The organism is Bradyrhizobium sp. USDA 3650 (assembly GCF_054057395.1).
In genome coordinates, this window is the sequence record NZ_JBSRZG010000001.1 from 4,567,082 (window position 1) to 4,580,946 (window position 13,865).

Genomic DNA, 13,865 nt, shown 5'->3' on the forward strand with positions numbered 1-13,865 from the left:
GGTGAATGGCTGACGTGAAATATGACGTTCTCGGCATCGGCAACGCGCTGTTCGACGTGCTGGTCAAGACCGATGAAGCCTTTCTGGGCAAGCACGGCATGACCAAGGGCAGCATGTCCCTGATCGACGAGGCGCGGGCCGCCGCCATCTACAAGGACATGGGCCCGGCGACGGAAGTTTCCGGCGGTTCGGCTGCCAATACCATCGTCGGCATCGGCAGCCTCGGGGCGCGTGCCGCCTATGTCGGCAAAGTCAAGGACGACCAGATCGGCAAGCTCTACGTCCACGACATCCGCGCGGCCGGCGTCGCCTTCAACACGCCCGCAGCGAAGGACGGCCCTGCGACCGGCTGCTCCTACATCCTGGTGACCGATGACGGCGAGCGCACCATGAACACCTATCTCGGCGCCGCGCAGGATTTGTCGCCGGCCGACATCGACCCGGCCGAGATTGCCGCGGCCGGCATCGTCTACCTCGAGGGCTATCTCTGGGACCCCAAGAACGCCAAGGACGCCTTCGTCAAGGCGGCCAAGATCGCCCATGATGCCAAGCGCAAGGTGGCGCTGACATTGTCGGATTCCTTCTGCGTCGATCGTTATCGCGACGAGTTCCTGGGGCTGATGCGCGACGGCACCGTCGATATCGTGTTCGCCAACGAGTCCGAGTTGCATTCGCTCTACCAGACCTCCGATTTCGACACCGCGCTCAAGCAGTTGCGCAACGACGTCAATCTCGGCGTGGTCACCCGCAGCGAGAAAGGTTGCGTGGTGGTGACGCCAACTGATGCCGTCGCAGCGCCGGCGTCTCCGATCGTGAAACTCGTGGACACCACCGGCGCCGGCGACCTCTTCGCTGCCGGCTTTCTGTATGGTCTGGCGCGTAACCTGTCCCACAAGCAGTGCGGCGAGCTCGGCGCGCTCGCAGCCGCCGAAGTGATCCAGCACATCGGCGCGCGTCCGCTTGTGTCGCTGAAGGAGCTCGCGGGGCAGCGCGGCCTGACGGTGTAACGCGGTCTCTCTCGCGTCATTGCGAGGAGCGCAGCGACGAAGCAATCCAGACTGCCTCTGCGGAAAGATTCTGGATTGCTTCGCTGCGCTCGCAATGACGATGGGGTTGGCAACCTACGCAGTCTTCGCGGCCTTCAGCCCAAGCCGTTGCTCGACCTCGTCGCGCATCAGGAATTTCTGGATCTTTCCGGTCACGGTCATCGGAAACTCGTCGACGAATTCCACGTAGCGCGGGATCTTGTTGTGGGCGATCTGGCCGTCGCAGAAGGCGCGCACCTCTTCCATCGTCAGCGTCTCGCCGGACCTGACCCGGATCCAGGCGCAGAGCTCCTCGCCGTAACGGGTATCGGCAACGCCAAAGATCTGCACGTCCTGAATCTTGGGATGGCGGTAGAGAAATTCCTCGATCTCGCGGGGATAGAGGTTCTCGCCGCCGCGGATCACCATGTCCTTGATGCGGCCGACGATGTTGCAATAACCCTGGTCGTCGATGACGGCGATGTCGCCGGTATGCATCCAGCCGTTGGCGTCGAGCACATCCGCGGTCTTCTCCGGCTCGTCCCAGTAGCCGAGCATCACGCTGTAGCCGCGGGTGCAGAGTTCGCCCCGTTCGCCGCGCTTGACGATCTTGCCATCGAGATCGACGATTTTGACCTCGACATGCGGATGGATTCGCCCGACCGTCGAGACGCGGCGGTCGAGCGGATCGTCGACGGCGCTCTGGAAGCTGACCGGGCTCGTCTCGGTCATGCCATAGGCGATCGTGACCTCGCCCATGTTCATCTCGCTATTGACGCGCTTCATCACCTCGATCGGGCAGGGTGCACCGGCCATGATGCCGGTGCGCAGCGATGTCAGATCGAAGTTCGAGAATTCGCCGTGGTCGAGTTCGGCGATGAACATCGTCGGCACACCGTACAGCGCGGTGCATTTTTCCTGCTCGATCGTCCGCAGCGTCGCCAGCGGATCGAACCCCTCGCCGGGAGAGACCATCGTCGCGCCGAGCGTGACGGAGGCGAGGTTGCCCATCACCATGCCGAAGCAATGATAGAGCGGCACCGGAATGCAGATGCGGTCCGCTTCGGTCAGGCGCATGGCGCGCCCGACGAAATAGCCGTTGTTGAGAATGTTGTGATGGGTCAGCGTCACTCCCTTGGGCGATCCCGTCGTTCCACTGGTGAACTGGATGTTGACGGCATCGTCGAACTGCAGAGAGGCACCGAGCGCGGCGAGCTGCTCGCGATGCAGGGGTCCGGCCATGCCGGGCGACTTCCTCGAACGGGATCGTGCCCGGGCAGGCGGGGCCGCCGATCTGGATCACGATGCGCAAGGCCGGCAGCCGCGCGGCGCGCAATTGCCCGGGCTTGGCGCTCGCAAGCTCCGGCAACAGCGTGTTGAGCATGTCCATGTAGTTGCTGGTCTTGAACGCCGTCGCGGTGACGATGGCGCTGCATCCGACCTTATGAAGCGCGAATTCCAGCTCGCTCAGCCGGTAAGCCGGATTGATCGTCACCAGGATGAGACCGGCCTTGGCGGCGGCGAACTGGGTCAGGGTCCATTCCGGTCGGTTCAGCGACCAGATGCCGATCCGTTCGCCGCGTTCGAGGCCGAGCGCGACAAAGCCGGCGGCGAGCGCATCGACCCGCGCGGCAAACTCCTTCCATGTCCATCTCACGCCGTGGCTGGGCGAGACCAGCGCCTCGCGATCGCTCCAGCGCCGCGCGGCGTGATCGAGGCTGCGCCCGATCGTGTCGCCGAGCAGCGGCGTGTCGGAGATGCCGCAAACGTAACTGTCGGCTTTGTCTGCCAAGATCGTGTCCTCCAGTCAGGTGCGTGGACGGCCGGGGCAATAAGCCCGGCCGTCGCGCGTCATGAGAGCTAGGCGCGCCTCAGGCCGCCTTTTGTCCGCTGCCGGCATCGAGCCCGGCATAGACGCCGCGCTCGAAGCCGGCAAAAGCCTCGAGACACTTTGCATCGGCGAACGGCAGCAGCTGCATCAGGATCACGCCGGTGACGTCGCGCGCCGGGTCGATCCAGTAATAGGTGTTGGCGAGGCCCGCCCAGGCCAGGCTGCCCGCGCTGCGCCCCTCGGCGGTCTTGGCGGTGTTGATCATGAAGCTGAGGCCCCACTTCTTCACCTGCTCGGGGTAGAGATCGACGTCATTGGTGTACATCGGCGCCGCCGTAGTCATCTTGCCCATGGCGAGGTCGCCGATGTGGTTCTGCCCCATCGTCGCGATGGTCTCGGCCTTCAGCACCTGATTGCCGTTGCCGCGGCCCTTGTTGAGGATCATTTGGGTAAACCTGATGTAGTCGGCCGCCGTCGAATAAAGGCCGCCGCCACCCATGTGGAATTCCGGGTCCTGCTCGAGCTCGAACGGGATCGCGGCGAGCTGGCCATCCTCGCCGCGCGCATGCATGCCGACCAGGCGCTTGCGCATGTCGGCGGTGATCTTGAAAGCGGTATCGCTCATGCCGAGCGGTGCGAACAGATTGTCGCGCAGATAGGCATCGAGGCGCTTGCCGCTGACGGCTTCCACGGCCTTGCCGACGAAATCGATATTGGTGCCGTATTCCCAGCGCGTGCCGGGGTCGGTCATGATGGGCGTCTTCAACGCCGCGTTCTGGCAGGTGGTGATGGCAGGGATGCCGTTCTTGTCCAGATAGACCGCGAGATCGCCGTTCCACATGTTGTAGCAGAAGCCTGCCGTGTGGGTCATGAGCTGGCGCAGCGTGATTGGCCCCTTGGCCGGCCGTAGCTTGGCCTCGCCCTTGGCATCGAAGCCTTCGAGCACATGCGGCTTGGCGAGATCGGGCAACACCTCGCCGATCGGCGCATCCAGCGACAGCTTGCCTTGCTCGACGAGCTGCATCGCGCCCGCCGATGTCACCGCCTTCGTCATCGATGCGATCCAGAACACACTGTCGGCGGTCATCGCATCCGGCTTGGACAGGTCGCGTTTGCCGAACGCGCCCTGATACAGCACGTCGGTACCGCTGGCGGCGATGGCGACGACGCCGGGAATCTCCCCGGCCTCGCTCTTCTGGCGCAGAATCTGGTCGATCTCAGCTTTGCCCTGCATACGCGTTTCCTCCGGTTTGATTATTGTTGGCAGCGATCGATTGTCCTCCCACGTGCGCCGCGCGGCAAGCACATCCACGTACCTGCCGCGGTCGCGATGTCGTGACTTGACGGTCGGCTCCCCGCGCACGACGACAATAGGCCGAACCGCAACACGCAGTCACAATCTTCGGTGGATGTCCGCAACCAGCCGTGACCTTGGATGGGCCTGGGCGAAATGTTTCGAAAGTTTTCGAGCACTTGAAACATTTTGTGAGTTGTGGCGTTCAGCACCGGGCCCAATCGCGGGCCAACGTTAAGACTTGATGCAAATTTGGCGGCCGCCCACCGGCCGCGAGAGGGACCTCAGATGATTTCGACCTGGAGCGAATGGAAGCGCTATCCCCGTCCCGGACGGGGCGAGAACCTGGAAGCGCCGATCGCGCCTGGGATCTATGAGGTCCGTATCGCTGGCACCGGCGCGCTCTATTCGTTCGGCGCGGTCGACAATCTGGCGCAGGCGCTGGCGCTGTTGCCGGTCGGTTCAAAGTCATGGTTCGGCCGCCGCAACGCGTCCGATGTCCCCGATCTCGAATACCGGACCTGCGCGACCTCCTCGAAGGCCGACGCCAAGGCCGCCGCCGAGCGCATGATCGGGCGGCGCGAGACCTATCTGAGCGGCGCGGCGTAAGTCCGCCGCTCCGAGCCTGGCTCCCAGCAGATGTGCGTGGCGGGACGGTGCATTGCGCGCCGCTTCTCCCTATATTCCGGCCGAACCGGAACAGCCCGCAAAAGCCCCTTGGGAGTAACGCCATGACCCCGACCGCCGCCGCACGTGCTCAGCACGCCACGTCCAATCTGCGCGACCGGTTGAAGGACCCGTCGCTTCTGAAGGAGGCCTGCTACATCGACGGCGCCTGGGTCGGCTCGCCGGTCTTCGCCGTCAACAATCCCGCGACCGGCGTCGAGCTCGCAAAGGTTCCGCAGCTTTCGGCCGATGACGCGACCAGGGCGGTCGAGGCCGCCGAGCGCGCCTTTCCGGGCTGGGCCAAGCACACGGCCAAGCAGCGCTCCAATATCTTGCGCAAATGGTTCGAGCTGATCATCGCCAACCGCGAGGACCTGGCGCTGATCCTCACCTCCGAGCAGGGCAAGCCGCTCGCCGAAGCCCTCGGCGAAGTCGACATCGGCGGCGCCTATGTCGAATTTTTCGCCGAGGAGGCCCGCCGCGTCTATGGCGAGACGATTCCGACGCAGCGGCCGGACGCGCGCCTGCTCGCGATCAAGCAGCCGATCGGTGTCTGCGGCGCGATCACGCCGTGGAATTTCCCGAACTCGATGATCACACGAAAGGTTTCGCCGGCGCTTGCGGCCGGGTGCACCGTGGTGCTGAAGCCCGCCAACGAAACGCCGCTGTCGGCGCTGGCGCTTGCCGCGCTCGCGGAGAAGGCCGGCGTGCCCAAGGGCGTGTTCAACATCATCACCGGCGATGCAGCGCCGATCGGCAAGGTGCTGTGCGAGCATCCGGCCGTGCGTTTCGTCGGCTTCACCGGCTCGACCGCGGTCGGCAAGATTCTCTACCGGCAGGCCTCCGTCGGCGTGAAGCGGCTCGGGCTCGAGCTCGGCGGCAACGCGCCGTTCGTGGTGTTCGACGACGCCGATATCGATGCGGCGGTCGAAGGCGCGATCGTCTCGAAATACCGCAACATGGGCCAGACCTGCGTCTGCGCCAACCGCATCTACGCCCAGGACAAGATCTACGACGAGTTTGTGCAGAAGCTGTCGAAGAAGGTCGCGGCGATGAAGATCGGCGACGGCACGGAAACCGGCGTCACGCAGGGCCCGCTGATCAATTTGAAAGCGGTCGACAAGGTCGAGCGCCACATCGCCGACGCCGTCAAGCGCGGCGCCAAGGTCGTCACCGGTGGCAAGCGCAGCGAGCTCGGGCGCTCGTTCTTCGAGCCGACGGTGCTCTCCGACGTCAAGCCGGACTCGCTGGTGGCGCAGGAGGAAACCTTCGGCCCGCTCGCACCGGTGATCCGCTTCAAGGACGAAGCCGACGTCATCGCGATGTGCAACGCCTCGCCGTTCGGATTGGCGTCGTACTTCTACTCCCGCGATCTCGGCCGCGTCTGGCGTGTCGCCGAGGCGCTGGAGTCGGGCATGGTCGGTGTCAACACCGGCCTGATCACCACCGAAGTCGCCCCCTTCGGCGGCGTCAAGGAGAGCGGCCTCGGCCGCGAAGGCTCGCATCACGGCATGGAAGAATATGTCGAGATCAAATACGTGATGATGGCGGGGGTGTAGGGCTCGCTATTTCCAGGGTCGTCCTGGCGAAAGCCAGGACCCATTACCCCAGCGAGGCGTTTGGCGAAGATTGGTGGTCCGGTACTTCCGCCGCCTGCGATCGATAGATTCCGCGGTATGGGTCCTGGCTTTCGCCAGGACGACATCCAATGTGTGGTGCGCTAGTTGCGCTACGGCCTCGCTAGCGCCTCAACACCGCGATCGTGCGGTTCGCGAAGGTCAGCCGCTCCGCCATGACCGACACGAAATAGGTCAGCAGCTTGTGGCTGAGCGCGGGATCCTCGGTCTTGATGGCGTCGAACTGGTGCGTGTTCAGCACGTAGAGCACGCTGTCGACCTCGGCCTGGATGGTCGCGCTGCGCGGTGTCTGTGACACCAGCCCCATCTCGCCGATCGTGGTGTAACGGCCGAGGCTGCGCACGCGCGTGGTGCGGTCATCATCGGCAGGAATCATGATGCCGACGCGGCCGTCGAGGATGAAATGCATGGAATCGGCGGGGTCGCCGGCTTGCACGATGACCTCGCCGGCTTCGACCTCGATGCGCTGACAGCGGCGGATCAGCTGGTCGGCGCCGTCCTCACTGCCGAGCATTCGCGTGAACCAGTCGCGCAGGCTGGCTTCTTCCTGCGCCAGCTCCTGATGCTGCGCGATGAGCTCGTTCTCGCACCATTCCAGCGCGCGATCGAGCTCGGGGACGATGGTGACGCCCTCGCCGACGAAGTCGCTGGAGCGCAGCACTTTCTCGGCCGTGGCCGACAGATGCACCAGGATCAGCTCGACGCCGAGTTCGCCGGCGCTGCGCTTGATCTGGGCAAAGCTATAGGCGGCCGATGAATCGACGCCAGTGACGAGCTTGAAGTCGAACAACAGATAGCGGCATTCGGGGCGTTCCTGCAGCAACTGCTTGACGTGCTGATAGAGCCGGTTGGCGGAGCCGAAGAACAGATAGCTCTGGAGATTGAGGCCCTGGATCTTGCCGCCATGGGCCAGCAGCACGTCCTGATCGTCGCGCGAGCGGTCGAGCGAGGAGCGGTACTCCGAGCCGTCGAAACTGTATTTTATCGACTCGACGCGCGCTGCGCTGAACGCAAACGTCGCGCAACCGATGATCACGCCGATCAGGATGCCCGGCACGAAACCCCAGGCCACGATGATCGCGATGATGGCGATCAGCGACAGATATTCCAGCTTCGACAGCCGCTTGCGCGACTCGATGATCCATTTGTGCAACTGGTCGGCGCCGAGATAGAGCAACAGGCCGCCGAGCACGAATTTGGGGATGAAGCCGAGCAGCTCGGGTGCGACGGCGAGCACCAGCAGCGACAGCGCGGCGGCGGTGAGGCCGGACAGGCGCCCGCGGCCGCCGCTGGAGAAATTAAGCATCGAGCGGCTGGTCGAGCTGCAGCCGGGGTAGCCGCCCAGCATGCCAGTCAGGATATTGGCGGCACCGGTGACGTTCAGCTCACACTCCAGATTGGCTTCGCGATGCGTGGCCACCTCGATGCCGGTGGTGTTGAACAGCGTACTGGAGGCCGTGACGAAGATGACCGCGACGACATTGCCGAGCAGGTCCGGTATGACAAACCAGGGATAGCGGGCGAGATCGTCGGTGTGCCAGGGCAGCACAAGGACCGCTTGCGGTGGGGACTGAAAGGTCCAGCCCAATGTGTGCGCCTCATCGAAGGAAACGCCGGTGATCCAGAACGCCAGATGCGCGGTGAGCACGCCGCCGACCAGGATGATCGGCAGTCCGAACGGGCTGCGCGAGCGGTGCCAGGTGAGATACAGCACCAGCGCCATCGCGCAGGCGGCAGCCAGCTCCAGCAAGATGGTGCGGTTGGCGAAGTGCGACAGTGTCGCCAGTTGCAGCGGGTGGTCGGTGATCACCCGGACCGCACCCATGACGATGAGAAGTCCGGTTGCGCCCAGGAAGCCGCCGACCACCGGATAAGGCACATAGCGGATGGCGCGGCCAAGCCGCGTCAGGCCCAGCCCACACAGCACCAAGCCTGTCAGCATCGTCGACAGGCCGAGCGTGATCAGGATCGGTGACAGCAACGGCGTCGACAGGTGCGCCGTCTCGATGCGTTCGACCACCGAGGCCGCCAGGATACCCGTCACCGCGGCGGTCGAGCTGTCAGGGGCTGCAATCGCGAAGGGCAGGGAGCTGCCGAGCCCGACGACGGCCGCAAGCACCGCGGAGCTGACGAAAGTGGCCGTGATGCCGTAGGACAGATAGGGCGACAACGGCCCCGCGAAGATCAGCAGCGAGTAGGACAGTCCGAATGTGACGGTCAGGACGCTGGCGGCGCTCCCGCCCAATATATCAGTCAGCGCACGCTTGAGGGCCGGATTGAGCCCGGCCGACGGAGTGAAGCCAATTGCTGGATCTGTCACGCCGTAACACTCGCTCGTGAATATTTCCCTCCGAGAGGTAGACGACTGCGAGCCTAGCGCAACAGGATTCTTGCAAGCCGGAAGTATCCGACGGTTTCGCGGCAATGTTGTTGCTTAAATCTCCGCGAATTCGGCGTCGTCCTGGCGAAAGCCAGGACCCATTACCCCAGGGAGGAGTTTGGCGAGGATTGGTCGTTCGGGATTGGCACCGCCTGCGATCGGAACACCTCGCGGTATGGGTCCTGGCTTTCGCCAGGACGACCATAAATAGCGGGGCTAGATCTTCAGCTCACTCCCCGTCACCCTGCGATATGCTTCCAGATACCGCTTGCTGGTCGCGTCCACCACGCTTGCGGGCAAGGGCGGCGGCGGGGCGTCGCCATTCCAGCGGCCGGCGCGGCGCTCGACGTCGAGATAGTCGCGCAAGGGCTGCTTGTCGAAGCTCGCCTGCGGCTGGCCGGGCTTGTAGGCGTCGACGGCCCAGAACCGCGAACTATCCGGCGTCATGACTTCGTCGATCAGGATGATGCGGCCGTCCTTGTCGCGGCCGAATTCGAACTTGGTGTCGGCGATGATGATGCCCTGCTCGCGGGCGAGCTCCTCGCCGAGCGTGTAGATCGCGCGGGTCATGCTCTCGAGCGTGTAGGCCGTCTCGTCGCCGACGACCTCGCGCATCTTCGCGATGGTGATGTTCTCGTCATGGCCGGTCTCGGCCTTGGTCGCCGGGCTGAAGATCGAAGGCTCCAGCTTCTCGCTCTCGACCAGGCCTGATTTCAGCTTCTCGCCGGCCAGTGTGCCGCTTGCTGCATATTCCTTCCAGGCCGAGCCCGAGAGATAACCGCGGATCACGCATTCGATAGGAAATACCGTGGTGCGGCGGCACAGCATGGCGCGGCCGAGAATTTCGGCGCGATGCGGCTTCAAGGCCGGCACGGCGGCGATGATCTCGTCAGTGTCGGCGCTGATCATGTGATGCGGCACCACGCCTTCGAGCTCGTCGAACCAGAACGCGCTGATTTGCGTCAGCACCGCGCCCTTCATCGGGATGGTCTCGCCCATCACGACGTCGAAGGCGCTGATGCGGTCGGTGGTGACGAGCAGCAGGCGGTCGTCGTCGACGGCATAGATATCGCGCACCTTGCCGCGCCCGATCTTGGGCAGCGGCAGGTCGCTGGAGAGCATGGTGGTCATCGGCAGAACTTTCGGAGCAAGGCCTTGCGACAGGACATCCGGCCGCACCTGATCGCGCGACCGGAAACCGGGATAGCCTATTCCGGCAGCGGAATGAACTCATGTTCCTGCGGAACTGCGGCGAAGCGGCCGGTTTTCCAGTCCTGCTTGGCCTGCTCGATCCGCTCCTTGCTGGAGGAGACGAAATTCCACCAGATGTGGCGCGGGCCCTCCAGGGCGTCGCCGCCCAGAAACATCATCCGCGTGGCCTTGAGCGCCTTCACCGTGATGCGGTCGCCCGGACGGAAGATCAGCAGTCGTGGCCCCTCGTAGCGCTCGTTCGCGATCTCGATCTCGCCATCGACGACGTAGATGGCGCGCTCCTCATGATCAGGATCGAGCGGCACGGTGGCGCCCGCGACCGCCGTGACCTCGGTGTAGAACCAGGGCGACACCATCGAGACAGGCGAGGTGACGCCGAAGGCCGAGCCCGCGATCACCTTCGCGGTGAAGTCGCGCTCGGAGACCATCGGCAGGTCACCTGCGCCGTAGTGCTGGAACGACGGCGCGATCTCCTCCGACCCCGCCGGTAGCGCGATCCAGCTTTGCAGGCCCAGCATCTTCTGCCCCGAGGCGCGCTGTACATCCGGCGTGCGCTCGGAATGCGCGATGCCGCGGCCGGCCGTCATCAAATTCATCGCGCCGGGCTGGATCTCCTGGATATTGCCCTCGCTGTCGCGATGCATGATCGCGCCGTCGAACAGATAGGTGACGGTGGCAAGCCCGATATGCGGATGCGGCCGCACGTCCATGCCCTTGCCGGAGACGAACTGCACCGGCCCGAAATGGTCGAAGAAGATGAAGGGCCCGACCATCTGCCGCTTGCCGTGCGGCAGCGCGCGCCGCACCGCGAAGCCGTCGCCGAGATCGCGCGTGCGCGGCACGATGACGAGATCGAGCGCATCGCAGGACATGGGATCGCCGAGCACGGGATCGTTCGAGGGTTGCCAGCTCATGGTAAAACTCCGTCTGAATTGCTTGGGTTCGATACTAGCAGGATTCCGCGCCAGCGTCGCGGCTAAGCCCGCTGTCATGCCCCGCGAAGGCGGGGCATCCAGTGCGCCGCGGCCTATCGGTCCAATCATGACCGTCTCGGAGTACTGGATCGTCCGGTCAAGCCGGACGATGACAGCTGTGGTGCGGATGGTGCTTGAAAAACTAAACCCGACGGACGATGTTCGGCTCGCCCATACCGATGGCCACAGCATCTGATGACGTCACCCGCCCTTGAACTCGCATTCCGCGCCGCTTCTGTGGCGTTGCTATTAGTGCTGGCGGCATCGCTTGTCAGCGATTTCCGCAATGTGCTGGCAGCCCGGCTCGGTGCGGCCTTTGCGCTCGGCTCGGCCGCGCATGCTGTGAGCTATTCCGTCGGAATATCGTCGCTGGTCCCGGCATGGCATGCGCCGCTGATCGCGCTCTCGACCGGCAATATCGTGGTGTTCTGGCTGTTCACGCGCGCGCTGTTCGATGATGAGTTTCGCCTGCGCCGGTGGCACGGATTGACCTGGGGGCTGGTGACCGCGTTCAGCTTCGTCAGCTGTCTCTGGATCGCACCCGGCGGACATGTCCGGTTCGCCGTCACCGCGGTGAACCTGATCGTGCTCGGCTTCATTGCGCTTGCGATCATGCAGACGATCGCCTCATGGTCGGCCGATCTGGTCGAGCGCCGCCGCCGTATTCGCGTCTTCATCGTCTGTGCTGCCGCGCTCTATGGCGGGTTGAACGCGCTGCTCCAGATCCTCGTCGCCGGCAGCGACGTCGACGACGTCGCCAACACCATCAATACCGGCGTGCTCGCCAGTATTGTCGCGGCCATCGCTTATGCGATGATGCGCGTCGATGGCACCGACCTGTTTCCGGCCGCCTCGGAGGCTGCGCCGGCGATAGCGGCGAGCCAGCCTGTGGGCGAGGATGCCGCCGACCAAAAGCTCATCGACGCCCTGATGCGGCTGATGGCGGACGAACGGATCTATCGCCAGGAGAACATCAGCATCGGCGTGCTGGCGGGCCGGCTGAAAATTCCCGAATACCGGCTGCGCCGGCTGATTAACCAGGGGCTCGGCTACCGCAATTTCAATGTGTTCCTGAACAATCACCGGATCGAGGAGGCCAAGGCCGCGCTGGCCGATCCTGCCCAGGCCGAGGTCCCCGTCATAACCATCGCGATGGATTCCGGCTTCCAGTCGCTCGGCCCCTTCAACCGCGCCTTCAAGGCCGTGACCGGCGTGACGCCGACAGAATACCGGCGGCGCAAGGTGAATGCTGTCTAATCTTTAGTGCACTGAAACATCTAGCTTATTTCAGAATCGGCGAGCGTCTCGCGGATTTAGCTATGCCGTTTTCCAAATCCGGCGAGCGGGCATCGCGTGAATGCCGCTTCGTCTCCGGCACATGCCTCAAAGCCGGAGCAAGCCCGTGACCCGCCGCCGCAAGATCGTCCTTCTCGCCACCACCATCGTCTTTGCCGGCCTCGCGCTCGGCGCGGTTCGCGCCCATGACGTGCCCAAGGTTGCCACCGGCTTCATCGCCGACGTGCTCTGCGCGGAGACGTTTGTCTCGGGCCTCGATGTCAGGCGTAATTTGACCGAGACCATTGATGCGATGCCGGGCGCCGGCCTGCTCACCTGGGCGATGGACTATCGGGTCGATCGCGCGCGCAAGGACGTTACGGTGACGCTGTTCGGCATCGGTCGCAGCCACGCCGTCTATCGCGAGGGACTCGGCTGCACGCTCGATCACGGCACTGATATCGCCGACGTCAGGCTCCCGCCTGATGACAGGCAGCCGGCGTTGCTGCCCGAGATTGCTGGCCCCGCGCTCGTGTCGCCGCAAAGCCCGGAGCTGTCAGCCGCGCTCGCTCGCGCCTTCGCCGAGCCGACATCGTTGCCATATCGCCGAACCCGCGCGATCGTCATCATGAAGTCGGGCCGCGTCATCGCCGAGCGCTATGCGGACGGCATCGGACCGGAGACGCCGCTGCTCGGCTTCTCCATGACCAAGTCCGTGATCTCGGCTCTCACCGGGATCCTCGTGCGTCAGGGCCGACTGAAGCTCGACGGGCCCGCACCGGTCGCCGCCTGGACAAATCCGGACGATCCCCGTCACGCCATCACCGTCGAGCAATTGCTGCGCCACACCGCGGGCCTTGCGCTCGGCAGCTCGCTCCAGGCCTCGCTCGGCTCCGCCTTCGAGCCCGTCAATCGGATGAAATTCATCGAAGACGACATGGCCGCTTATGTCGCGAGCATGCCGCTTGCGACTGCGCCGGGCACCGTGTGGAATTATCACGATGGCAACACCATCCTGCTCGCGCATCTGATCCGCAACGCCGCCGGCGGCAATCCCGAAGGAGCGCTTGCCTTCGCGCGCCGCGAATTGTTCGCGCCGCTAGGCATGCGACACGTCACGCTCCAGCTCGACGGCGCCGGCACGATCAAGGGGTCGAGCGAGATGCTCGCATCCGCGCGCGACTGGGCGCGCTTCGGTCAGCTCTATCTCAATGACGGCGTCGCCGGCGGCAAGCGCATCCTCCCCGAGGGATGGGTGAATTACTCGGCGTCGGCGACGCCCAACGCCTGGGTCGGTATCGGCGCCGGCTTCTGGACCAACCAGGGCGACAGCTTTGGCGCGACCTTCCGCATCGACCACGGCTGGCCGCGCGATGCCTTCTTCGCCAAGGGCACGATCGGGCAGTACACGATCGTGATTCCGTCGGACCGTCTGGTGATCGTGCGGTTAGGTCGTTCGCCGAACGCACCGCCGGAAGCGGACGGTGTGTTCGATCTGGTGCGGGATGTGATTGCAGCAACGCACGAGAAGGGAAAGGTGGCGGGGGTAAATTGAGGTGCTCTCTTCCCTT

General features: G+C 64.4%; 9 protein-coding genes and 1 pseudogene. 5 read left to right on the forward strand and 5 right to left on the reverse strand.

Going from position 1 to position 13,865, the window contains the following annotated elements; all coding sequences use genetic code 11:
• Positions 1-5: 5 nt before the first annotated feature.
• On the forward strand, positions 6-1,007 hold the full coding sequence (locus tag ACVIN2_RS21335) for an adenosine kinase (protein WP_456767041.1): 1,002 nt from the start codon (positions 6-8) through the stop codon (positions 1,005-1,007).
• A gap of 114 nt (positions 1,008-1,121) precedes the next feature.
• Here the strand turns inward: ACVIN2_RS21335 and ACVIN2_RS21340 are convergent.
• Both ACVIN2_RS21340 and ACVIN2_RS21345 read right to left on the reverse strand, forming a co-directional pair.
• A pseudogene (locus ACVIN2_RS21340) lies at positions 1,122-2,817 on the reverse strand (AMP-binding protein).
• A gap of 79 nt (positions 2,818-2,896) precedes the next feature.
• The gene (locus ACVIN2_RS21345) at positions 2,897-4,090 is read right to left on the reverse strand and encodes a serine hydrolase domain-containing protein (protein ID WP_456767042.1); all 1,194 of its coding nucleotides are present in this window, start codon (positions 4,088-4,090) and stop codon (positions 2,897-2,899) included.
• Positions 4,091-4,438: 348 nt separating this feature from the next.
• On the opposite strand from ACVIN2_RS21345, the gene ACVIN2_RS21350 reads away from it, so the two are divergent.
• Together ACVIN2_RS21350 and ACVIN2_RS21355 are read left to right on the forward strand one after the other, a co-directional pair.
• Positions 4,439-4,759 carry a hypothetical protein gene (locus ACVIN2_RS21350; RefSeq protein WP_007603877.1) on the forward strand — a complete coding sequence of 107 codons (321 nt, stop codon included), beginning with the start codon at positions 4,439-4,441 and terminating at the stop codon, positions 4,757-4,759.
• A 122-nt stretch (positions 4,760-4,881) separates the two neighbouring features.
• Positions 4,882-6,375: an NAD-dependent succinate-semialdehyde dehydrogenase gene (locus tag ACVIN2_RS21355; RefSeq protein ID WP_456767043.1), complete on the forward strand. Its 1,494-nt coding sequence runs from the start codon at positions 4,882-4,884 to the stop codon at positions 6,373-6,375.
• Positions 6,376-6,556: 181 nt separating this feature from the next.
• Here the strand turns inward: ACVIN2_RS21355 and ACVIN2_RS21360 are convergent, their stop codons facing one another.
• From ACVIN2_RS21360 to ACVIN2_RS21370, 3 genes are all read right to left on the reverse strand, one after another.
• Positions 6,557-8,773, reverse strand: coding sequence for an SLC26A/SulP transporter family protein (locus tag ACVIN2_RS21360; protein ID WP_456767044.1), 2,217 nt, complete (start codon positions 8,771-8,773; stop codon positions 6,557-6,559).
• 276 nt (positions 8,774-9,049) lie between these two features.
• The gene (locus ACVIN2_RS21365) at positions 9,050-9,964 is read right to left on the reverse strand and encodes a phosphoribosylaminoimidazolesuccinocarboxamide synthase (RefSeq protein WP_456767045.1); all 915 of its coding nucleotides are present in this window, start codon (positions 9,962-9,964) and stop codon (positions 9,050-9,052) included.
• 77 nt (positions 9,965-10,041) lie between these two features.
• The gene (locus ACVIN2_RS21370) at positions 10,042-10,959 is read right to left on the reverse strand and encodes a pirin family protein (protein WP_456767046.1); all 918 of its coding nucleotides are present in this window, start codon (positions 10,957-10,959) and stop codon (positions 10,042-10,044) included.
• A 255-nt stretch (positions 10,960-11,214) separates the two neighbouring features.
• Between ACVIN2_RS21370 and ACVIN2_RS21375 the strand changes: the two genes are divergently transcribed.
• Both ACVIN2_RS21375 and ACVIN2_RS21380 read left to right on the forward strand, forming a co-directional pair.
• Complete coding sequence (locus ACVIN2_RS21375; RefSeq protein WP_456767047.1) at positions 11,215-12,276, forward strand: helix-turn-helix domain-containing protein; 1,062 nt, start codon at positions 11,215-11,217, stop codon at positions 12,274-12,276.
• Positions 12,277-12,421: 145 nt separating this feature from the next.
• Positions 12,422-13,849, forward strand: coding sequence for a serine hydrolase domain-containing protein (locus ACVIN2_RS21380; RefSeq protein ID WP_456767048.1), 1,428 nt, complete (start codon positions 12,422-12,424; stop codon positions 13,847-13,849).
• Positions 13,850-13,865 lie beyond the last annotated feature (16 nt).